This is a genomic window from Streptomyces sp. NPDC047085, assembly GCF_040643735.1.
In the GTDB taxonomy this organism is placed as follows: domain Bacteria; phylum Actinomycetota; class Actinomycetes; order Streptomycetales; family Streptomycetaceae; genus Streptomyces.
On record NZ_JBEYUW010000002.1, the window covers coordinates 360,450 to 381,924 of the forward strand.

Annotated in this window: 20 protein-coding genes; 9 read left to right on the forward strand and 11 right to left on the reverse strand. The window is 71.8% G+C overall.

The genetic code is table 11. The features are described from left to right. Window positions 1-162 precede the first annotated feature (162 nt). Window positions 163-1,659 carry a M1 family metallopeptidase gene (locus ABZ865_RS07370; RefSeq protein WP_361225290.1) on the forward strand — a complete coding sequence of 499 codons (1,497 nt, stop codon included), beginning with the start codon at window positions 163-165 and terminating at the stop codon, window positions 1,657-1,659. A gap of 36 nt (window positions 1,660-1,695) precedes the next feature. Here the strand turns inward: ABZ865_RS07370 and ABZ865_RS07375 are convergent, their stop codons facing one another. From ABZ865_RS07375 to ABZ865_RS07385, 3 genes are read right to left on the reverse strand one after another with little or no spacing between them, the layout of a single operon-like run. Beyond that, window positions 1,696-2,613 (reverse strand): PfkB family carbohydrate kinase, encoded by a 918-nt coding sequence (locus ABZ865_RS07375; RefSeq protein WP_361225293.1) that lies wholly within the window; start codon window positions 2,611-2,613, stop codon window positions 1,696-1,698. Next, window positions 2,610-3,098: a macro domain-containing protein gene (locus ABZ865_RS07380; protein ID WP_361225296.1), complete on the reverse strand. Its 489-nt coding sequence runs from the start codon at window positions 3,096-3,098 to the stop codon at window positions 2,610-2,612. Before ABZ865_RS07380 ends, ABZ865_RS07375 begins: the two co-directional genes overlap by 4 nt. A 42-nt stretch (window positions 3,099-3,140) precedes the next feature. Then, window positions 3,141-4,607 (reverse strand): amino acid permease, encoded by a 1,467-nt coding sequence (locus tag ABZ865_RS07385; RefSeq protein ID WP_361225299.1) that lies wholly within the window; start codon window positions 4,605-4,607, stop codon window positions 3,141-3,143. A gap of 235 nt (window positions 4,608-4,842) precedes the next feature. On the opposite strand from ABZ865_RS07385, the gene ABZ865_RS07390 reads away from it, so the two are divergent. Further along, the gene (locus ABZ865_RS07390) at window positions 4,843-5,634 is read left to right on the forward strand and encodes a MerR family transcriptional regulator (RefSeq protein ID WP_361225302.1); all 792 of its coding nucleotides are present in this window, start codon (window positions 4,843-4,845) and stop codon (window positions 5,632-5,634) included. On the opposite strand, the gene ABZ865_RS07395 is transcribed toward ABZ865_RS07390, so the two are convergent. The 4 genes from ABZ865_RS07395 to ABZ865_RS07410 form a co-directional block, all read right to left on the reverse strand. After that, window positions 5,620-7,803: a 3-hydroxyacyl-CoA dehydrogenase NAD-binding domain-containing protein gene (locus ABZ865_RS07395; protein ID WP_361225305.1), complete on the reverse strand. Its 2,184-nt coding sequence runs from the start codon at window positions 7,801-7,803 to the stop codon at window positions 5,620-5,622. The genes ABZ865_RS07390 and ABZ865_RS07395 overlap by 15 nt on opposite strands. A 48-nt stretch (window positions 7,804-7,851) precedes the next feature. Then, window positions 7,852-9,066 carry an acetyl-CoA C-acetyltransferase gene (locus ABZ865_RS07400; protein ID WP_361225308.1) on the reverse strand — a complete coding sequence of 405 codons (1,215 nt, stop codon included), beginning with the start codon at window positions 9,064-9,066 and terminating at the stop codon, window positions 7,852-7,854. Between the two features lie 52 nt (window positions 9,067-9,118). Further along, window positions 9,119-10,276: a CaiB/BaiF CoA-transferase family protein gene (locus ABZ865_RS07405; RefSeq protein WP_361225311.1), complete on the reverse strand. Its 1,158-nt coding sequence runs from the start codon at window positions 10,274-10,276 to the stop codon at window positions 9,119-9,121. A 117-nt stretch (window positions 10,277-10,393) separates the two neighbouring features. Continuing rightward, the gene (locus ABZ865_RS07410; protein WP_361225315.1) at window positions 10,394-10,579 is read right to left on the reverse strand and encodes a hypothetical protein; all 186 of its coding nucleotides are present in this window, start codon (window positions 10,577-10,579) and stop codon (window positions 10,394-10,396) included. A gap of 90 nt (window positions 10,580-10,669) precedes the next feature. Between ABZ865_RS07410 and ABZ865_RS07415 the strand changes: the two genes are divergently transcribed. Next, window positions 10,670-11,854 (forward strand): saccharopine dehydrogenase NADP-binding domain-containing protein, encoded by a 1,185-nt coding sequence (locus ABZ865_RS07415; protein ID WP_361225318.1) that lies wholly within the window; start codon window positions 10,670-10,672, stop codon window positions 11,852-11,854. 10 nt (window positions 11,855-11,864) lie between these two features. Here the strand turns inward: ABZ865_RS07415 and ABZ865_RS07420 are convergent, their stop codons facing one another. Continuing rightward, complete coding sequence (locus ABZ865_RS07420; protein WP_361225321.1) at window positions 11,865-12,575, reverse strand: endonuclease V; 711 nt, start codon at window positions 12,573-12,575, stop codon at window positions 11,865-11,867. Window positions 12,576-12,635: 60 nt separating this feature from the next. Between ABZ865_RS07420 and ABZ865_RS07425 the strand changes: the two genes are divergently transcribed. Continuing rightward, entirely contained in the window at window positions 12,636-12,932 is a 297-nt protein-coding gene (locus tag ABZ865_RS07425) for a YciI family protein (RefSeq protein WP_361225323.1), read from the forward strand. A 56-nt stretch (window positions 12,933-12,988) separates the two neighbouring features. Here the strand turns inward: ABZ865_RS07425 and ABZ865_RS07430 are convergent, their stop codons facing one another. Next, window positions 12,989-14,089: an oxidoreductase gene (locus ABZ865_RS07430; protein WP_361225326.1), complete on the reverse strand. Its 1,101-nt coding sequence runs from the start codon at window positions 14,087-14,089 to the stop codon at window positions 12,989-12,991. 221 nt (window positions 14,090-14,310) lie between these two features. Between ABZ865_RS07430 and ABZ865_RS07435 the strand changes: the two genes are divergently transcribed. From ABZ865_RS07435 to ABZ865_RS07450, 4 genes are all read left to right on the forward strand, one after another. Then, window positions 14,311-14,727, forward strand: a complete 417-nt coding sequence (locus ABZ865_RS07435) for an SsgA family sporulation/cell division regulator (RefSeq protein WP_361225329.1) — start codon at window positions 14,311-14,313, stop codon at window positions 14,725-14,727. A gap of 287 nt (window positions 14,728-15,014) precedes the next feature. Further along, a complete protein-coding gene (locus ABZ865_RS07440) occupies window positions 15,015-16,640 on the forward strand; it encodes an ABC-F family ATP-binding cassette domain-containing protein (RefSeq protein ID WP_361225332.1) in 1,626 nt (541 codons plus the stop codon). 134 nt (window positions 16,641-16,774) lie between these two features. After that, the gene (gene ddaH, locus ABZ865_RS07445) at window positions 16,775-17,551 is read left to right on the forward strand and encodes a dimethylargininase (RefSeq protein ID WP_361225335.1); all 777 of its coding nucleotides are present in this window, start codon (window positions 16,775-16,777) and stop codon (window positions 17,549-17,551) included. A gap of 226 nt (window positions 17,552-17,777) precedes the next feature. After that, complete coding sequence (locus ABZ865_RS07450) at window positions 17,778-18,752, forward strand: acyl-ACP desaturase (RefSeq protein WP_361225338.1); 975 nt, start codon at window positions 17,778-17,780, stop codon at window positions 18,750-18,752. A gap of 140 nt (window positions 18,753-18,892) precedes the next feature. Here the strand turns inward: ABZ865_RS07450 and ABZ865_RS07455 are convergent, their stop codons facing one another. Further along, a complete protein-coding gene (locus tag ABZ865_RS07455) occupies window positions 18,893-19,138 on the reverse strand; it encodes a WhiB family transcriptional regulator (protein WP_199843231.1) in 246 nt (81 codons plus the stop codon). 215 nt (window positions 19,139-19,353) lie between these two features. On the opposite strand from ABZ865_RS07455, the gene ABZ865_RS07460 reads away from it, so the two are divergent. Next, window positions 19,354-20,145 carry a VOC family protein gene (locus tag ABZ865_RS07460; protein WP_361225343.1) on the forward strand — a complete coding sequence of 264 codons (792 nt, stop codon included), beginning with the start codon at window positions 19,354-19,356 and terminating at the stop codon, window positions 20,143-20,145. A 212-nt stretch (window positions 20,146-20,357) separates the two neighbouring features. Here ABZ865_RS07460 and ABZ865_RS07465 read toward each other — a convergent pair whose 3' ends face one another. After that, on the reverse strand, window positions 20,358-21,398 hold the full coding sequence (locus tag ABZ865_RS07465) for a LacI family DNA-binding transcriptional regulator (protein ID WP_361225345.1): 1,041 nt from the start codon (window positions 21,396-21,398) through the stop codon (window positions 20,358-20,360). Window positions 21,399-21,475: the final 77 nt, after the last annotated feature.

Below are 21,475 nucleotides of genomic sequence, written 5' to 3' on the forward strand. Positions count from 1 at the left end.
ACTCCCCGTCAACTCCCGTACAGAAGACGACTTCCCGGCGGCCGAAGGGATCGTTTCGGCCGAATGGCGATCGTGTGACAGCAGGGGCCGTGGACAGGTTTGGGGCCCCAGTGGCTGCATAGGCTCCGAACAGACTTCCTGTCCCGACGACTTGGAGCTGACGTGCACCGCAGAATCATCGCGCCGGGCGCACTGGCCGCGGCCTCCCTCCTGCTGGCGATCCCGGCATCGGCCGCGAGCTACCCACCCGGCGCTCCGGGCATCGGAGACCCCTATTACCCGAACTACGGCAACGGCGGCTACGACGTCTCGCACTACGACCTGAGGCTGCAGTACCAGCCGAGCACGGACGAGCTGCAGGGCACCGCCACCATCCTGGCGAGGACCACGCAGGACCTGTCGAGCTTCGACCTGGACTTCCTGCTGGACGTGAGCGAGGTGCGGGTCAACGGCGCCAAGGCGTCCTTCACGAACTCGGGCCAGCACGAGCTGGTCGTGACGCCGAAGGCGCCGCTGGCCAAGGGGACGCCGATCACCGTCGTCGTCCGCTACAGCGGGGTGCCGTCGACGAAGAGCGCCTACGGCTTCAGCACCTGGCACCGCACGCCCGACGGCGCGGTGGCCGCCGACGAGCCCGAGGCCGCCTGGTGGTGGTTCCCGAGCAACGACCATCCCAGCGACAAGGCCACCTACGACGTGTCGGTGGCCGTGCCGGACGGCACCCAGGCCATCTCCAACGGCACGCTGCAGTCGACCAGTTCGAAGCTGGGCTGGACCCGCTACAACTGGCGGCAGAACAAGCCCCAGGCGACCTATCTGGCCACTCTCGCCCTCGGGAAGTTCGACATCACGACCAGCACCTCGGACGGTGGGGTGCCGGTCGTCAACGCCTACAGCAAGGACCTCGGCGACAACGACGGGGCCGCGCGGGCGAGCGTGGAGCGCACCGGGGAGATCGTGGACTGGCTCAGCGGCTACTTCGGGCCGTATCCGTTCGCCTCGGCCGGCGGTTACGTCCCCAACACGACCACCGGGTACGCGCTGGAGACGCAGACCCGCGTCTACTACAGCCCCCGGCAGTTCGCGAACGGCTCCAACACCTCGGTGGTCGTGCACGAGCTGGCCCACCAGTGGTACGGCGACGACGTGTCGCTGAAGGGCTGGAAGGACATCTGGATCAACGAGGGCTTCGCCCGGTACGCGCAGTGGCTGTGGTCCGAGCACGAGGGCGAGGGCACCACGCGGCAACTCGCCGACTACGTGTACGACTCGCACCCGGCCGACGACGCGTTCTGGACCGTCGAGCCGGGCGACCCGGGCGCGGACGGCCAGTTCGACATCGCGGTCTACGACCGGGGCGCGCTGGCGATCCAGGCGCTGCGCGACGAGATCGGTGACGACGCGTTCTTCGCCGTTCTGAAGGGCTGGCCGAAGGAGCACGCGTACGGCAACGCCTCGGTGGCCGACTTCCAGAAGTACGCCGAGAAGGTCTCGGGCAAGCCGCTGGCCGCGCTGTTCGACACCTGGCTGTTCCAGCCGTCGAAGCCGGGCGCGTCCGCGGCGGGCGCGGCGTCCTTCGCCCGGGCGGCCAGGGCGGTCGTCCACCAGCCGAAGTCATGGAAGAAGATCGCGGCGACGAACACCGTCCACGGGCGCTGACGTCCCGGCTCGATGCCCGCGGCGGCCCCGGCCGGCTCACCGGCTCGGTTCGGCCACCCGCTCGAGCAGTTCGTCGCGGCCTATCGCGTCCGCGCGGCCGGCCGGGACGGTGCAGGCGAACGCCCCCGCGACCGCGCCGTACAGGGCGCATCGCGCGGGCGGCTCGCCGGTGAGGCGGCCGTAGAGGAACGCGGCGGCGAAGGCGTCGCCCGCGCCGTTGGAGTCGACCACCGGCGCGGGTGGCGTCACCGCCGGTATCCGGGTCAGTTCGCCGTCGGCCAGCAGATGGGCGCCCTCCGCCCCGGCGGTGGCGACGACGACCTCGGCCCGGCCCCGCTCGGCGATGCGCCGCATGGTGCGCTCGGGGTCGGTGAGGGCGGAGGCGGAGAGGAAGACGACGTCCGCCGCGTACGCGAACGGCTCGTGGTACGGGTTCTCGCCGTCCCAGTCGTGCAGGTCGGTGGAGAGGGGCAGGCCCGTGGCGCGCAGTGCCGGCAGGGCGTGGGCGCAGGGGTGGGTGATGGTCACGTGGACGTGCCGGCTCGCGGCGGCGAGCGCGCCCAGGGTGTCCTCGGGGAAGCGGTCGTCGGGGTGGGCGCGGCTGGTGTCGTACAGCGACAGCCGGCGTCCGTCGGGGCCGACGAGGTTGACCGCCCGCTTGGTCCCGGCGGGCCCTGGGAGCGCGGTGAGGCCGATGCCCTGCTCGCGGTGCAGGGCGCGCACGAGGTCGCCCTCGGGGTCGTCGCCGAGCAGGTCGAGGTGGTGCGTGCGCAGGCCGAGCGCGGCCAGGCCCAGCGCGACGAAGTCACCGGTCTGCCCGGCCCGGGTACGGATCCCGGAGTCGATCATGTAACTTTCGGCATACGGCAGGGGCAGCTCGGGCACCTGCACGATCGTGTCCACACCGGCTCCGCCCAGCACCAGCACATCACTGGCATGGGTCTCTCGGGTCATCCCCCGCCCTCCCCGTGGTCATAAACCGTCACCGAGATGCCGCGCTTCACGAGTCGCTCGGTGATCAGCGGCTCGATGCGGGACCATGTGCCGCCCGCCAGGCCGCAGCCTATGCGGGGCATGTGGACGGACGCGCCGAGTTCGATCACTTGGTCCGCGAGGCGGCCCAGGGCGGTGTCGATCGCCTCGTAGCGGACCGGGACGCCCTTGCTGCCCGTGCGGATGCCGCGCTGGCCGACCATGTTGGCCACCCACACGTGCGGGTCGACCTGGACGAGCTGGACGGCGCCCAGGCCGAAGTCGTTCTTCGCGCGGTCGCGGTGCCAGGCCCGGTAGGCCGCCTCCGGTTCCGGCCAGCGCCGTGAGAGCGCCAGGACGAAGCCCTTCCCCCAGCCCCCGATGTCGTTGCAGACATGGGCGATCACCTTGGCGCCCTTCACCGACGGAACGGTGGCGTCACCTCGGATGTAGATGATCTCCGACATGACGCCACCGTAGGCGATGCCACTGACAGTGGCTCTGCGCTGTTACTTCGTCAGCTGTGCGAGTTCCTCGTCGGTGCTGCGGTTGACCCGGCGGCGCACGCCGAACCAGCCGGCGACCAGCATGAGGGCGATCAGCGGGATCAGCAGCAGGGTCTTGCGGCCGACCTCGGGGTCGTTCCACATCATGCCGAGGCAGACCAGCAGGAAGGTGATCGTGGCGATCTCCGTGACCGGGCTGCCCTTCAGGCGGAAGTGGGGCCGGGTGGCGAGGCCCGCGCGGGCGCGCCGGACGAAGATCATGTGGCAGAGCATGATGATCACCCAGGTGCTGATGATGCCGAGGGAGGCCACGTTCAGCACGATCTCGAAGGCCTGGCCGGGCATCAGGTAGTTCAGCCCGACACCGAGCACGCAGACCCCGCAGGTCAGCAGGATGCCGCCGTAGGGGACCTGGCTGCGGTTCATCCGGGCGGTGAACTTGGGCGCGGAGCCCGCCACGGCCATGGAGCGCAGGATGCGGCCGGTGGAGTACAGGCCGGAGTTCAGCGAGGACATGGCGGCGGTCAGCACGACCAGGTTCATCACGTCACCGGCACCCGAGACGCCGATCTTCGAAAGCACCGTCACGAACGGACTCTCGTCGGCGGAGTACACGGAGCCCGGCAGCAGCAGCGCGAGCAGCACGACGGAACCGACGTAGAAGAGGCCGACACGCCACATGATCGAGTTCACGGCGCGCGGGACGACCTTCTCCGGCTCGGCGGTCTCACCGGCGGCGACGCCGACCAGTTCGAGGGCGGCGTACGCGAAGATCACGCCCTGCATGACCAGGACGACCGGCATCACGCCGTGCGGGAAGACGCCGCCGTGGTCGGTGACCATGCTCATGCCGGGGGTGTGGCCGCCGACCTTGTGCTGGGTGGCGACCAGGAAGATGCCGATCAGCATGAAGCCGACGATGGTGGCGACCTTGACGATCGCGAACCAGAACTCCAGCTCACCGAAGATCTTCACCGAGATCAGGTTCACGGCCAGGACCACCGCGAGGGCGATCAGGGCGAGCACCCACTGGGGGATGCTCGTGAACATGCTCCAGTAGTGCGTGTAGAGCGCGATCGCGGTGATGTCGGCGATGCCGGTGGTCGACCAGTTCAGGAAGTACATCCAGCCGGCGACGTAGGCGCCCTTCTCACCGAGGAACTCGCGCGCGTACGACACGAAGGAACCGGAGGACGGGCGGTACAGGACCAGCTCGCCCAGGGCCCGCACGACGAAGAAGGCGAAGACGCCGCAGACCAGGTAGGCCAGCGCCAACGCCGGTCCCGCGTTGTGCAGACGGCCACCGGCTCCCAGGAGGAGTCCGGTGCCGATGGCGCCGCCGATGGCGATCATGTTGACGTGGCGGGCCTTGAGGTCCTTGCTGTAACCGACGTCGCCCGCGTCCGCGGGGGTCTGTGCCACCTGGGGATGGGCTGCAGTCTGAGCCGACTGCACGGCGTCCTTGCTCACGGGTGGTACCAATCTCTGGTGCGCCCGGGCCTCGTGGGCCCGGGTGTCCGGACGTTCTCGGCCCGCGCCACCCCGGTGGGCGGCGGCACAGACCAGGACAGGAGCTTTCCAGAGGGATCGCCGGATATGCGGTGGCCCAGGTCACAGAGCGTTGCTTCTCACACCGTCCAGGCAGGGTCCGCCCAGGGTTAACCCCGGCTTTCACAGCACTGGTGAGACAGCGATACTGCTGCACATGACGACCGATGCCGAGGAGCCGACCCTCACCATCGACGAGCTGGCCGCCCGGGCCGGGGTCACGGTCCGCACCCTGCGCTTCTACAGCAGCAAGGGTCTGCTCCCGCCCCCGGTGATCGGTCCGCGCCGGGTGGGTCACTACGGTCCCGGGCACGTGGCGCGGCTGGCCCTCATCGAGGAGCTGCAGCAGCAGGGCATGACGCTCGCGGCGATCGAGCGGTACCTCGGGCAGCTGCCGCCCGACCTCACCCCGCACGACCTGGCCATCCACCGCGCGGTGGTCGCGTCGTGGGCGCCGGACCTGGTGGAGACGGTGTCGCGGCGGGAGCTGGAGCGGCGGGCGGGACGGCCGCTCGCCCCCGAGGACATCGAGCGGCTGGCGGCGATGAACGTCGTCGCGCAGGAGGAGCACGCAGACCACGAGGAGCCTGAGGACCGCGAGGACCACGCGGACGGGGACGACGCGGCGAGCGACGACGGGGCCGGAGACGGCGGGGAGAGGTTCCGGGTCGACTCCGGGCTGCTCCGGCTCGGCGTCCAGCTCCTGGACGTGCCGCTGTCGCAGGACGCGATGCTCGCGGCGCGCAAGGTGCTCATGGAGCACTCGCGCGCCGCGGCCCACGAGCTGGCTCAGCTCTTCCGCGGCGAGGTGGCGGAGCGTGACGCCCGGGACGTGCGGTCCCTGTCGGCGCACATGCACCCCTTGGTGGTGCAGGCGCTGCTGACGACGTTCCAGCGATCGCTGCGGGAAGAGCTGAGCGAGTTGCTCACCGGGTCACGAACCGGCTGAGTCGCTGAACCGCTCCCCCTTCTCGGCCTTCTCCACGAGCAGCGCGGGCGGGGTGAACCGGTCGCCGTAGCGCTCGGCCAGCTCACGCGCGCGTGCCACGAATCCGGGCAGGCCCCCTTCGTAGCCGTTGATGTACTGGAGCACACCGCCGGTCCAGCCGGGGAAGCCGATGCCGAGGATGGAGCCGATGTTGGCGTCGGCGACGGAGGTCAGCACGCCCTCTTCGAGGAGCCGTACGGTGTCGAGCGCCTCGGAGAAGAGCATCCGCTCCTGCATGTCCCGGAACGGGATCTCGTACCCGGGCTTGGTGAAGTGCTCGCGCAGTCCCGGCCAGAGCCCGGCCCGCTTGCCGTCCTCGGCGTAGTCGTAGAAGCCGGCGCCGCCGCTGCGGCCGGTGCGGCCGAACTCGTCGACGAGGCGGTCGATGACGGCCTCGGCGGGGTGCGGGGTCCAGGTGCCGCCCGCCTCCTCCACGGCCCGCCGGGTCTCGTTGCGGATCTTGCGCGGGAGCGTGAGGGTCAGCTCGTCCATGAGCGAGAGCACCTTGGCCGGGTAGCCGGCCTGGGCGGCGGCCTGCTCCACGGAGGCGGGCTCGATGCCCTCGCCGACCATGGCGACGCCCTCGTTGATGAAGTGGCCGATCACCCGGGAGGTGAAGAAGCCGCGCGAGTCGTTGACGACGATCGGCGTCTTGTTGATCTGGCGGACCAGGTCGAAGGCGCGCGCGAGGGCCTCGTCGCCGGTCCGCTCGCCCTTGATGATCTCGACCAGCGGCATCTTGTCGACGGGCGAGAAGAAGTGCAGCCCGATGAAGTCGCCCTGGCGCTCCACGCCCTCGGCGAGGGCGGTGATCGGCAGGGTGGAGGTGTTGGAGCACAGCAGCGCGTCGGGCGCGACGACGGACTCGATCTCCTGGAACACCTTGTGCTTGAGCGAGGTGTCCTCGAAGACGGCCTCGATCACCGCGTCGCAGCCCGCGAGGTCGGCCACGTCGGCCGTGGGGGTGATGCGGGCGAGCAGCGCGTCGGCCTTCTCCTGGCTGGTGCGGCCCTTGGCGACGGCCTTGGCGCACAGCTTCTCGGAGTAGCCCTTGCCCTTGGCGGCCGCCTCCGGGGAGACGTCCTTCAGGACGACGTCGATGCCGGCGCGGGCGCACGAGTAGGCGATGCCGGCGCCCATCATGCCGGCGCCGAGGACGGCCACCTTGCGGACCTTGCGGGGCTCGATGCCCTTGGGGCGGTTGGCGCCGGAGTTGACGGCCTGGAGGTCGAAGAAGAACGCCTGGATCATGTTCTTCGAGGTCTGCCCGGCGGCCAGCTCCACGAAGTAGCGGGCCTCGATGACCTGGGCGGTCTCGAAGTCGACCTGGGCACCTTCGACGGCCGCGGCGAGGATGTTGCGCGGCGCCGGGTAGGGGGCGCCGGCCGTCTGCTTGCGCAGGTTGGCCGGGAAGGCGGGCAGGTTGGCGGCGAACTTGGGGTTGGCGGGCGTACCGCCCGGGATCCTGTAGCCGGGCTTGTCCCAGGGCTGCTGCGACTCGGGGTTGGCGTCGATGAAGGCGCGGGCCTTGGCGAGCATCTCCTCGGGGGTCTCGGCGACCTCGTGGACGAGGCCGTTGTCCAGGGCGCGCCGGGGGTTGTACTGGGTGCCCTGCAGGAGCACCTTCAGGAGCGCGTCGGTGATGCCGAGCAGCCGGACGGTGCGGGCGACTCCGCCGCCGCCGGGGAGCAGACCGAGGGTGACCTCGGGGCAGCCGATCTTGGAGCCGGGCGCGTCGAGCGCGACGCGGTGGTGGCAGGCGAGGGCGAGCTCGAAGCCGCCGCCGAGGGCCGCGCCGTTGATGGCGGCGACGACGGGCTTGCCGAGGGTCTCGATGCGGCGCAGGTTCCGCTTGATGGCGAGGCCGCCGTCGAACAGCTCCTGGGCGGTCTCGGGGGTGACCCGGATCAGGTCGCGCAGGTCGCCGCCCGCGAAGAAGGTCTTCTTGGCGGAGGTGAAGATGATGCCGCGGATGGAGTCCTGCTCGGCCTCCAGCCGTTCGGTGATCGCGGCGAGGGAGTCGCGGAACGCCTGGTTCATGGTGTTCGCGGACTGGTTGGGGTCGTCGAGGACGAGGGTGACGACACCGGTGTCGTCCTGCTCCCAGCGGATGGTGGTGCTCTCGGTCATGACAGTCGTCTCCGTTGAAGTCTGAAGTCTCGTGGTTCCGCGGGGAGTTCAGATGCGCTCGACGATGGTGGCGATGCCCATGCCGCCGCCCACGCACAGGGTGGCGAGGCCGTAGCGCTTGTCCTGGCGCTCCAGCTCGTCGATGAGCGAGCCGAGGATCATCGCGCCGGTGGCGCCGAGCGGGTGGCCGAGCGCGATGGCGCCGCCGTTGACGTTGACCTTGTCCAGGGACAGGCCCATGTCCTTCACGAAGCGCAGCACGACCGCCGCGAACGCCTCGTTGATCTCCACGAGGTCGATGTCGTCGATGGTCAGGCCGGCCTTGGCGAGGGCCTTGCGGGTGGCGGGCGCGGGACCGGTGAGCATGATGGTCGGCTCGGAGCCGGAGACGGCGGCGGAGACGATCCGCGCGCGCGGGGTGAGGCCGTAGCGCTCGCCGACCTCCTTGGAGCCGATCGCGACCAGCGAGGCGCCGTCCACGATGCCGGAGGAGTTGCCCGCGTGGTGGACGTGGTCGATCTTCTCCACCCAGTGGTACTTCTGCAGCGCGACCGCGTCGAAGCCGCCCAGGTCGCCGATGTCCGCGAACGACGGCTTGAGCTTGCCGAGGGAGTCGGCGGTGGTGCCGGGGCGCATGTGCTCGTCGTGGTCGAGGACGACCAGGCCGCTGCGGTCCTTGACCGGGACCACCGAGCGGTCGAAGCGGCCCTCCTTCCAGGCCGTGGCGGCGCGCTCCTGGGACAGGGCCGCGTACTCGTCGACGTCCCGGCGGGAGAAGCCCTCGATGGTGGCGATGAGGTCGGCGCCGATGCCCTGCGGCACGAAGTTGACGGCCAGGTTCGTCATCGGGTCGTTGAACCAGGCGCCGCCGTCCGAGGCCATCGGCACCCGGGACATGGACTCCACGCCGCCGGCCAGCACAAGGTCCTCCCAGCCCGAGCGGACCTTGGCGGCGGCCAGGTTGACGGCCTCCAGGCCCGAGGCACAGAAGCGGTTCTCCTGGACGCCCGCGACCGTGTCAGGCAGTCCGGCGGCGATCGCGGCGATCCGGGCGATGTCGGAGCCCTGGTCGCCGACGGGGCCGACGACGCCGAGCACGATGTCGTCGACGGCGGCCGGGTCGAGGTCCGGGAAGCGGTCGCGGATCTCGTGGATGAGGCCGACGACCAGGTCGATGGGCTTCGTGCCGTGCAGGGCGCCGTTCGCCTTGCCGCGGCCGCGCGGGGTGCGGATCGCGTCGTACACGTACGCTTCGGTGCTCACTGGAGTGCCTTTCGGGAGGGTGGGCCGAGCGGGGGTCGTCGGTCGGGCGGGCTCAGTCGCCGTCCTGGACCAGGTCGTCGTTCACGAGTCCGGGTATGCCCCAGTCCCGGGCGACGGTCTCCGTGCCGGTGCCCGGCAGGGCGGGGCCGCTGCGGACGGCGGTCGGGGTCGCGGAGAAGCGGGGGGCGGGGGCCGGCTGGGTGATGCCGCCGTGGTCGGTGAAGGTGCCGCGGGCGGCCAGATGCGGGTGGTGCGGGGCCTCCCGCAGCGAGAGCACGGGGGCCACGCAGGCGTCCGAGCCCTCGAAGACGGCCGTCCACTCGTCGCGGGTACGGGACTTGAAGCGGGCGGCGACTCGATCGCGCAGCTCGCCCCAGCGGGCCCAGTCCTTGCGGGCCGCTGCCAGGTCGTCCAGGTCGAGCAGGCGCAGGAACTCCTCGTAGAACTGCGGCTCCAGGGCGCCGACCGCCATGTACCGGCCGTCGGCGGTCTCGTAGGTGCCGTAGTACGGACAGCCGCCGTCCAGGAGGTTGGCGCCGCGCCGGTCCTGCCAGCCGCCTGCGGCCAGCATGCCGTGGATCATCGCGGAGAGGTGGGCGGTGCCGTCGACGATGGCGGCGTCCACGACCTGTCCCGCGCCGGTCGCGCGCGCGTGGTGCAGTGCGGCAAGGACGCCGACGACGAGGTAGAGGGAGCCGCCCGCGTAGTCGCCGAGCAGGTTGGCGGGGACGGCCGGGGGCTCGTCCGGGCGGCCGATCATGCCGAGGGTGCCGGTGAGGGCGATGTACGCCACGTCGTGCCCGGCGCGGTCGGCGAGGGGGCCGTACTGGCCCCAGCCGGTCATGCGGCCGTAGACCAGGCGGGGGTTGCGGGCGTGGCAGGCCTCGGGGCCGACACCGAGCCGCTCGGCCACGCCGGGGCGGTAGCCCTCGATGAGGATGTCGGCGCGCTCGGCGAGGTCCAGCACGCGCGCGGGGCCGTCCGGTGCCTTGAGGTCGACGACGACCGAGCGCTTGTTGCGGTTCGTCACGTCGTGGGCGGGGTCGATCGCGAGGCCGGGGCCGCCCGGGCGGTCCACCCGGACCACGTCGGCGCCCAGGTCGGCCAGCAGCATGGCGGCGAAGGGGCCCGGCCCGATGCCGGCCAGCTCCACCACGCGCACGCCGAGCAGCGGGCCCTGCCCCGGCTCTGGCGTCTTCGCCGTCGTCATGCCGTCCAGCCCCCAAGCGCGTGTGACACAACTGATGTAACACCGGTGATGCTAAGAACACGTTCCACCGGACACAAGACCTCAACGAGCAAGCGCTTAGACAAGTGCCCGGTGAGGCTACTGTGCCGGGAGGCTGTACCGCGCGGGCGCAGGGACATGCGCGGCAAGCGCGGGGGCGTACGCGGCAGGTGCGGGGGCGTACGCCGTGAGCGCGGGTGTCGGCTCGACGCCGGTGAGCGCGCGGGCGAGCGCCGACTCGCGCGCTTTCTCCCGCTTCTTCAGGGCGTTCCTGGGCACCGCCATCGCTGCCTCCGGGCTGGTCGTCGGACTCCGCACCCCTCACGCTAGCCTCAGCCACCGACAGCGGCGCGGGCTGCACGACCAAGGGGTGTCATGAGCAGGCTGAACAGGACGGACCGTCCCTACGACCTCGTGCTCTTCGGAGCCACCGGCTTCGTCGGCACGCTCACCGCGGAGTATCTCGCCGCGCACGCGCCCGAGGACCTGCGCTGGGCGATCGCGGGCCGCGACGAGAAGAAGCTGGAGCGCCTGCGCGAGCGGCTGCCCAACGGTGACGGCGTCGGGGTGCTGCGGGCCGACGTGGACGAACCGGCCACCCTGCGGGCTCTCGCCGAGCACGCGCGCGTGGTGGCCACGACCGTGGGGCCGTACCTCACCTACGGCGAGGAACTGGTCGCCGCCTGCGCGGACACCGGCGCCGACTACCTCGACCTCACCGGCGAGCCCGAGTTCGTGGACCTGATGTACGTGCGGCACGACGCACGCGCGCGTGAGACCGGCGCGCGCCTGGTGCACGCGTGCGGATTCGACTCCGTGCCGCACGACCTGGGTGTGTACTTCACGGTGCGGCAGCTGCCGGAGGGCGTGCCGCTGACCGTGGACGGTTTCGTGACCGCCGACGCGACCTTCTCCGGCGGCACCCTGGCCTCGGCGCTCAACCAGTTCGCGCGCGCCCGGCAGATGGTGGCCGCGGCCCGCGACCGCGGCCGGCACGAGCCCCGCCTGATAGAGCGCCGGGTGTCCGCGCCGACGGGCGTGCCCCGCTTCGCCCCGGAGGTCGGCGCCTGGGCGCTGCCGCTGCCCACCATCGACCCGCAGATCGTGTGCCGCTCGGCGCGCGCCCTGGACCGGTACGGCCCCGACTTCCGCTACCGGCACTACGCGGCGGTCGGGAGCCTGCCCGTCGCCGCGGGAGGCGTGGCCGCCGTCGGCGCGGTCGCGGCCGCCGCCCAACTGCCGCCCGCCCGGCGCTGGTTGTCGGACCGGCTCAAGCCCGGTGACGGGCCCGGCCCCGAGAAGCGGGCCAAGAGCTGGTTCCGGGTGCGCTTCGTCGGCCAGGGCGGCAGGCGGCGCGTCTTCACGGAGGTCGCGGGCGGCGACCCCGGCTACGACGAGACGGCGAAGATGTTCGCCGAGGCGGCCCTGTGCCTGGCCTTCGACGAGACGCCCCCGACAGCGGGCCAGGTCACCACGGCCGCCGCGATGGGCGACGCCCTGACCGAACGGCTGCGCGCCGCCGGAATCACCTTCCGGGTGGCGGCGGAACGCCGAGCGTAGGCCTACGACGTCACCCAGGGTTCCGGGCGGCCTCCCGGGTCGCCTCACGCAGGGCCCGGCGGCACAGCGCGTCCGCCCGGCGCGTGGTCTCCGGGAGGCGGTACGCCGGGGTCAGCGCCAGGGTGTGCGCGACCGCGTTGTCCAGGCTCACCCGGTGACCGACGGAGACGAAGACCGGCTTCACGCCGTCCCGGGTGCGCAGGGCGCGCCCGACCTCCTCGGCGCCCGCGAGCAGGGGCGCGGAACTGCCCCGGCCGGCACCGGGGTCGTCGTAGGTGAAGGTGAACGGGTTCTTGGCGACGCCGATGGCGGGCAGACCGGTGAGCACGCCGAGATGGCTGGCCAGGCCGAAGCGGCGCGGGTGGGCGAGGCCGTAGCCGTCGCACACGACCAGGCCCGGCGGGCACGGCAGGGCGTCGAGGGCGGCGCGGACGGTCGGGATCTCGCGGAACGCGAGCAGCCCGGGGACGTACGGGAAGGAGACCCGGCCGACGGCCGTCGACTCGGCGACGACCTCCAGTGTGGCGGCGTCCAGGACGACGGCCGCTGCGGCGACGAGGTCGCGGTCGTCGTCGTAGGCGACGTCGACACCTGTGACGTGGCCCGTGCCGGGCGGCGGTCCGGGCTCGTCGAGCACGACCCGGCCGCGGAGTTCGTCCTGTACGGCGCGGGCCTCTTCCTCGGTCGCGGGCCAGCCCGCCGGTACGCCTACGGTCGTCATGGTGCCCCCGACTCTACGACCGGCCCGCACCCCGCCGGGCCCCGGGGTACGCTCGTGATCATGTTCGTACTGGAGCTGTCCTACACCGCCCCGCTGGACGCCGTCGACGCCGTGCTGCCGGCGCACGTGAACTGGCTGAACGAGCAGTACGAGAAGGGTCTCTTCCTGGCCTCCGGGCGCAAGAATCCCCGTGACGGCGGGGTGATCCTGGCCGTCGCGGAGGACCGCTCGCTCATCGAGGAGGTCACGGCGGGCGACCCGTTCGTCACCGCCGGGGTGTGCGCGTACCGCATCACGGAGTTCATCGCCACCAAGACGGCGCCCGAACTGGAGCGCCACCGCCGGACGCTGAGCTGACCCAAGAAGGCGGGCGCGCCCGGCACGTGGTCCTGGACCCGTGCCGGGCGCCCGTGTCAGCGTTCGAGTCGGGCCACCCGGCCCTTCTCCCCCGCCGCCCAGCAGCTCAGGTCCCAGGTGCAGTCGACGGTGTCGTACGAGCCGGTGTCGATGGTGCGCCAGGTGCGGCCGCCGTCGGTGGTCAGGTCGGTGCCGGTGGGGCCGACGGCGAGCGCGGCGGTGCGGCTGTGCGGGAGCCAGGCGGCGCCGGAGCGGTAGGCGGGCGGCGGGGTGGCGGCGGGCCCCCAGGTGCGGCCGCCGTCGGCGGTGACGGCGGCGGCCTGCGGTGAGGGCTGGTCGGGGCGGTAGTCGCCGCCGACCGCGAGGCCGTGGGTGCGGTCGCGGAAGGCGAGCGCGAACACGCCACGGGCCGGGTCACCGGCCGGGACCGGCGTGTCGGCGGCCGTCCAGGTCTGTCCGCGGTCGGCGGAGTGCAGCACGCGCGCGTGGGCGCCACCGCCGGTGGCCAGCCAGACGTCTTTCGGGCCCGAGGTGACCAGGCACTGGCCGCTCGCCGCGAAGCCCGCCTCGCCGTCCAGCGCGGCCGGCATGCCGTCGGCGGGCAGCACCCGCCAGGTCCGGCCGCCGTCGCTCGTGGACAGGATGCGGAACCTGCCGTCGACGGGGTCGCTCATGGCGAGGCCGTGGCGGCGGTCGAAGAAGGCGAGGCAGTCGTAGAACGCCTTCGGGTCGGTGTTGCGGAAGGACTCCGTCCATGTCGCCCCGCCGTCGTCGGTGCGGTACACGCGGGACGCCTCGCCCTCGCCGATGGCCAGCACCACCGCACGCCGCGCGTCGAACGCCTCGACGTCCCGGAACTGCAGGTCCGCCGCGCCGGGCGGAGAGACGTTCCGCCAGCTCGCGCCGCCGTCCGTGGTCCGCAGGACGGTGCCCGCGGTGCCGGCCAGCCAGGCGGTGTCGCGGTCGACGGCGGCCAGTCCGCGGAAGCGGACCTGAGGGCTGCCGCTGTCCTTCTCGGCCCAGTGCACGCTCCCCCCGTGGCCGTCGATCGTCCGTGCCTGCGCGGTGGGCACCGTGAGCGCGGCCAGCGCCGCCCCGCACACCACCCCCGCCGCCACCAGCCGGCCCGTCCGTCCCCCGCGTCGCGTGCTCCCCAAGCGCCTCATGGCGGGCGAAGCTAGTCCACCGCCCCGCCGCCGTCCAGAGGACCTGCCCGGCGGGCATGGAGTCGCCCGGCGCGGGAACGCGGTGACCGAGGTCACTCGTTCCCCGCGTGCACGCATTGGCTGATTCTGTCGTCTCTTCCAGTACCGGGTCGCACGCGTACCACGTCGCACGCGCCGGGGAAGCCGTCCAGCCGTCACGAGGGAGCAAGGCGTTGTCCACCGTCATCGAGCAGCCCGTAGAGGCGCGGCTCGTCGCCGCCGCGCCGCGCATGCAGAGCATCCCCGCCGCGCTGTGCTACGACCGGCGCGACCCGTTCGCCGTCCGCATGACCTTCCCGGCCCCGGCCACCCTGGAGGGCGTCGACGTCTGCTGGACGTTCTCCCGTGAACTCCTCACGGCCGGGCTGCACGGCCCGGAGGGCCACGGCGACGTCCGCGTGCGGCCGTACGGCTACGACCGCACCGTGCTGGAGTTCCACGCCCCCGAGGGCACGGCGATCGTGCACGTGCGCTCCGGCGAGATACGGCGCTTCCTGGAGGCGACGCGCGACCTGGTGCCCGTGGGCCTGGAGCATCTGCAGATGGACCTCGACCACGGCCTGGCCGAGCTGATGCGGGACGCCTGCTGAGCGCGTGCGGCGCGCGCGTTAAATCGCGTTGACACGCTTCCCGGCACCTTCGTACCGTGTACGAGGTCCTGTTGCCGTCGATTGGAGAAGGACGTTGCTCGTCTGAGGTCCTGAGACACCGCGTTCACACCGGTGAGGTGTGCGTGGCGTACGACCTCGGCGTCCGAGCCGTCCTCCGGCACAGGCCTTTTTCATGGCCCCTTCCGTGCCCAGGCCTCCTTCGGTTTCCGCCTCGCGGTGTCTCGACACGCGCCCGCCCGACCGCACTCAGCAACCGCGAGGCCCTCATGTCTACTTCCCTCACCTGTACGTCCCTGTCCTTCGCCTGGCCCGACGGCACCTCCGTGTTCGACGGCCTGGACATCGCCTTCGGCCCCGGCAGGACCGGACTCGTCGGCGTCAACGGCTCGGGGAAATCGACCCTGTTGAAGCTGCTCGCCGGAGAACTCGCCCCGGCCGACGGCACCGTCAAGGTGACGGGCGAGGTCGGCCATCTGCCGCAGAACGTCACGCTCGACACCGCGCTCCGCGTCGACGAGGCCCTCGGCATCGCCGCCCGGCGCGCCGCCCTGCACGCCATCGAGGCGGGCGACGTGTCCGAGGAGCACTTCGAGACGCTCGGCGACGACTGGGACGTCGAGGAGCGCGCCCTGGTCACCCTCGGCGAACTCGGCCTCGGCCACATCGGCCTGGACCGTACCGTCGGCGAGGTGTCCGGCGGCGAGTCGGTGCTGCTGCGTCTGGCCGCGCTGCTGCTGCGCCGACCGGACGTCCTCCTCCTCGACGAGCCCACCAACAACCTCGACCTGTACGCGCGCCGGCGGCTGTACGCGGCCGTCGCCGCCTGGCCGGGCGTCCTCGTCGTGGTCAGCCACGACCGTGAACTCCTCGACCTGGTCGACCAGATCGCGGAGCTGCGCTCCGGGGAGGTCGCCTGGTTCGGCGGGAACTTCTCGGCGTACGAGGAGGCCCTCGCCGTCGAACAGGAGGCGGCCGAGCGGATGCTGCGCGTGGCGGAGGCGGACGTGCGCAAGCAGAAGCGCGAACTGGCCGACGCCCAGGTCAAGCTGGCCCGCCGCAAGCGGTACGGGCAGAAGATGTACGAGCAGAAGCGGGAGCCGAAGATCGTCATGGGCGCCCGCAAACGCGCCGCCCAGGAGTCCGCGGGCAAGCACCGCATCATGCACGAGGAGCGGCTCGCGGAGGCGAGGGAGCGGCTGGACGAGGCGGTGGAGGCCGTACGGGACGACGACGAGATCCGCGTCGACCTGCCGTACACCGCCGTGCCGCCCGGTCGGCAGGTGCTCACCCTGGAGAACCTGGAGACGGCCTACGGGGCGCGCGTCGAGGGGATCCTCGATCTGCGCGGCCCGGAGCGGATCGCGCTCGTCGGACGCAACGGCGCAGGCAAGACGACGCTGCTGCGGACCGTCGCCGGGGAGCTGGCGCCGGTGGCCGGCGAGGCACTCGCGCACGTGCCGCTGCGGTTCCTGCCCCAGCGGCTGGACGTGCTGGACGACGAGGCGACGGTCGCGGAGAACGTGGCCCGGTTCGCGCCGGGTGCCACCAACAACCGGGTCCGGGCGCGCCTGGCCCGCTTCCTGTTCCGGGGCGCGCGGGCCGACCAGCGGGCGGGCACGCTGTCCGGCGGCGAGCGCTTCCGGGCGGCCCTGGCCGCGCTGATGCTCGCCGAGCCCGCGCCCCAGCTGCTCCTGCTCGACGAGCCGACCAACAACCTCGACATGGCGAGCGTCCGGCAGCTGACCTCGGCCCTGGAGGCGTACGAGGGCGCGCTGCTCGTGGCCAGCCACGACCTGCCGTTCCTGGAGTCGATCGGCATCACCCGGTGGCTGCTGATGGAGGACGGCGGGCTGCGGGAGACCACGCCGGAGGAGATCGGGGATCCGGTGTAGCGGCCAGGGAAGCGTCTCAGGAGGGCCACATCCTGACAACGAGGGTTTTGTGCCGGGCGGAGCGCCCTGCATGATGGCGGACCGGCGCCGTTTTCACGGGCGCCGGAACCGCACCGCCGATACGGAGACTCCTCGTGCCCAGCAAGAAGGCCCTGGTCCGCCGCCCCAGCCCGCGTCTCGCCGAAGGGCTGGTGACGCACATCGAGCGGGAGAAGGTCGACGTGGACCTCGCCGTCGAGCAGTGGGAGGCGTACGTCGAGGCGCTGCGCGAGCACGGCTGGGAGACGATCGAGGTCGAACCCGCCGACGACTGCCCGGACTCGGTGTTCGTCGAGGACACCGTCGTCATGTACAAGAACGTGGCGTTGATCACCCGGCCCGGCGCCGAGTCCCGGCGCGCGGAGACCGCCGGGGTCGAGGAGGCGGTGGCGAGCCTCGGCTGCTCGGTCAACTGGATCTGGGAGCCGGGCACGCTGGACGGCGGTGACGTCCTCAAGGTCGGCGACACGATCTACGTCGGCCGGGGCGGGCGCACCAACGTGGCCGGCGTGCAGCAGCTGCGGGCCGCGTTCGAGCCGCTCGGCGCGCGCGTGGTGGCCGTGCCGGTGAGCAAGGTGCTGCACCTGAAGTCGGCGGTCACCGCGCTGCCGGACGGGACGGTCGTCGGGCACATCCCGCAGGTGGACCGGCCCTCGCTGTTCCCGGGTTTCCTGTCGGTGCCCGAGGAGTCCGGCGCGCACGTGGTGCTGCTCGGCGGGCACAAGCTGCTGATGGCGTCGAGCGCGCCCAAGACGGCGGAGCTGCTGACCGATCTCGGTCACGAAGTGGTCACCGTCGACATCGGCGAGTTCGAGAAGCTCGAGGGCTGTGTGACTTGCCTCTCGGTGCGGCTGCGGGGGCTGTACGCCTGACCGGGTGATCGTGTCGCTCCGACGGCCCCGGGACCTGCGGGTCCCGGGGCCGTTCCGCATGCGGTCGAAAATCTGCCCGGTCGCGCCGTGAAGGGGTCCTTACAGCGAACTTAACCTACGGCTTCGTAACCTACGGCTTCGTAGCTTACGATCTCGTAGGTTTCCCGGCACCGCTCGCCGGAACTTCCCTTTTCTCCCCCTTTGTTCGGCCCCATCTGGAGTTCTTGTGACGATCACTTCCCCTCACCTCGGCAGCCCGTCCGTCTGGACCGACGCACGCCTGCTGTACGCGCTGGAAGAAGTGGTCGAGAACGAGCTGAACCGGCATCTGAAGGTCGCCAAGGACTGGATGCCGCACGAGTACGTGCCCTGGAGCGACGCCCGCAACTTCCCCGGCCTCTTCGAGGACGGCGAGGCCTGGGACAAGGAGCAGTCCCAGGTGACCGAGATCGGCCGCATCGCGCTCGTCGTGAACCTGCTGACCGAGGACAACCTGCCGAGCTACCACCACGAGATCGCCTCGCTCTTCGGCCGTGACGGCGCCTGGGGCACCTGGGTGCACCGCTGGACGGCCGAGGAGGGCCGCCACGGCATCGTCATGCGCGACTACCTGCTCGCCTCGCGCGCGGTGGACCCGGACAAGCTGGAGCAGTTCCGCATGGCGCACATGAGCGAGGGCTTCGAGTCCGACAACCGGCACTCGATGCTGCACTCGGTCGCCTACGTCGCCTTCCAGGAGCTGGCGACCCGGATCTCGCACCGCAACACCGGGCACCAGTCCGGCGACCCGGTCTGCGACCGGATGCTGGCGCGCATCGCGAACGACGAGAACCTGCACATGGTCTTCTACCGCAACCTGCTGAAGGCCGCCTTCGACATCGCTCCCGACCTGACCATGCAGGCGGTCCGCGACGTCGTGGTCAACTTCCGCATGCCCGGCCACGGCATCCCCGGCTTCGAGCGCGCCGCCGCGCAGATGGCCATCGGCGAGGTCTACAACCTGCGCATCCACCACGACGACGTCCTGCAGCCGGTCCTCCGCTTCCTGAAGGTCATGGACATCGACGGCCTCGGCCCCGAGGGCCGCCAGGCGCAGGAGGAACTGGGCCTGTACATGGGCGGCCTGAACGCGGAAGCCCTGAAGTTCGACGAGAAGCTCGCGGCCCGCAAGGCCCGGATGGCCGCCCGGGCCGCCGGCTGAGGCATGCGCGCGCGGAGCGGTTTTGGAGCCGGACGCGCGCGGAGCCGAGCTTGTGCTGTACGCGCGCGTGACCGCTTCGGCGGTGCACGCGCGCGTCGCTGTTCCGGCGGTGCACACGGGCGTGCCCGGTGCCGGAGACGTCAGGGGGAGGTGCGGCGCAGCGCGAGGCGCTCTTTTTCGGACAGGCCGCCCCAGACGCCGAAGCGTTCGTCGTTGGCGAGCGCGTAGTCGAGACAGGCGGACCGCATCTCGCACATGCCGCAGATGCGCTTCGCCTCGCGCACCGAGCTGCCGGGCTCGGGGAAGAAGAAGTCAGCCCCGGTCTGCGCGCACAGGGCCTGGGCCTGCCAGGCGGTGTCGGCCGGGGTGATCGTGTCGATGTGCATGGCCAGGATCGTTCCGTGCGGCGAAAAACGTTCGATCAACGGCCGCTCAACGGCATGGGCGAGGCCCCTGGCCCACCCGATGATGCTCCGCCCGGACCCGCCCGCGCACGGCGGCGCGCGGCGTGCTGCGACGGCGATTGTCAGTGGGCGGTGCCAGACTCGGCAGTGCAGAGGACAGGAACCCGTTCACGGGCCCCCTTCCAAGGAGGGCAAAGATGCTCACCACCCGATTCGTCAACGGCGCTCCGAACTGGATCGACGTCGGCTCCCCCGACATCGACGGCGCCATCTCCTTCTACGGCGGTCTCTTCGGCTGGGAGTTCCAGTCCGCGGGGCCGGACGCCGGCGGCTACGGCTTCTTCCAGCTCGACGGCAGGACCGTCGCCGGCGGGATGCAGACCGAACCGGACCAGGGCCCGCCGGCCTGGACGGTGTACTTCCAGAGCGAGGACGCGCAGGCCACCGCCAAGGCGGCCGAGCAGGCGCATGGCACGGTGCTGTTCCAGCCCATGGATGTGATGGGGCAGGGGCACATGGCGGTCCTCGCCGACAAGGGAGGCGCGCCGTTCGGGATCTGGCAGCCCGGACAGACCAAGGGCGTGGACGTGGCGAGCGACCCCGGCTCGCTGTGCTGGGTAGAGCTGCACACCCGGGACGTGGCGGCGGCGGCCGCGTTCTACCACCAGGTCCTCGGCCTGGAGACCTCGTCCGTGCCGTTCCCGGGTGGCATGTACACCTGCCTGAACGCCGCCGGTGCCGGGGAGGACGCGATGTTCGGCGGCATCGTCTCGCTGTCCGACAGCCCGGCGGACGAGGGGGCGGACCCGCACTGGCTGCCGTACTTCGAGGTCGAGAGCACCGACACCGTCGTCGAGAACGCCCAGCGGCTGGGCGGCACGGTCCGGATGCCCGCGACCACCGTCGAGGGCGTCGGCCGCATGGCGCACCTCGCCGACCCGTACGGCGTCCGCTTCGCGGTCATCAAGAGCCAGGCGCCAGGGGCCTGAGGCCTAGGGCCTTTCTTCCGGATCAGGCCGGCTCCTGCCGACCGAGCATCCTGGCCGACCCGAGCGGGGTCTGGTGCGTGCAGCTGCAAGGCGGAGGAGGGAGTCGACGCGGAGCGTCGGCGACCGACGACAACGCCGCAGATGTGCGTGCCAGACCCCGCGACCCCGGCAAGATCCGGAAGACAGGCCCTAGCCCCGGGTGCCGCGGGTGTCTAGGCGGACGCGCGCCGTATGAGGGTCGTCGGCAGGACGACGCTCGACGGTGTCGCGTCCGGCCCGGCGCCGTCCTGGGCCGCTCCGGGCGGGCAGGTGAGCAGGAGACGGGCCATCAGCCGGCCCATCTCCTCTATGTCCTGACGGACCGTGGTCAGCGGCGGGTCGGTCTGCTCGGCGACGGTCAGCATGTCGTCGAAGCCGATCACGGCCACGTCCTCGGGCACGCGCCGGCCGCTCTCGCGCAGCACGTGCAGGGCGCCCAGCGCGGTGAGGTCGTTGGCGGCGAACACCGCGTCCACGTCCGGGCAGCGGTCGAGGAGTACGCGCATGGCGCGTTCTCCGCCGGCCGGGGTGAAGTCGCTCTCCACGACGAGGCGGGGGTCGGCGTCGCCCACGGCGTCCCGGTAGCCGTCCAGCCGGTCCACCGCCGACGTCTGGTCCAGGGCGCCGGTGATGTGCGCGATCCGGGTCCGGCCGAGGGCCACGAGATGGCGTACGGCCGCGCCGGCGCCGCCCCGGTTGTCGCTGTCGACGTACACCGGGCTGTCACTGCCGTCGCTCCAGCCGGGCCGACCGCCGAAGACGGTGGGCACGCCCGCCTTCCGGATCAGCGCGGGCAGCGGGTCGTCGAGATGGAGGGAGAAGACGAGCGCGCCGTCGACGTGTCCGCCGGCGAGGTAGCGGGCCACGCGCGCGTGGTCGTCCCTGCCCTCGGTGAGCAGGAGCACGAGCTGGTTGTCGTGGGCCGTCAGTTCCTTGCTGATGCCGCGCAGTTGGAGGGCGAAGAAGGGGTCGGCGAAGACCCGGGTCTCGGGCTCGGCGATGACGACCGCGACGGCGTCGTGCCGCTTGGTGACCAGGCTGCGCGCCGCCCGGTTGGGGACGTAGCCGAGTTCCTCGACCGCCTTCAGGACCCTGGCGACGAGGGGTTCCCGGACGCCGTCCCCGCCGTTGACGACCCGTGACACCGTGGCCCGGGACACTCCGGCCCGCTCGGCCACGGCCTCCAGCGTGGGACGCGGCACTGCCTCGGTCACATCGGACTCCTCATCGCCGGGTGACGATCAGGATAACCGCGGGCCGCGGCGCGGGACCGGCCGCCGAAACCTGAGCG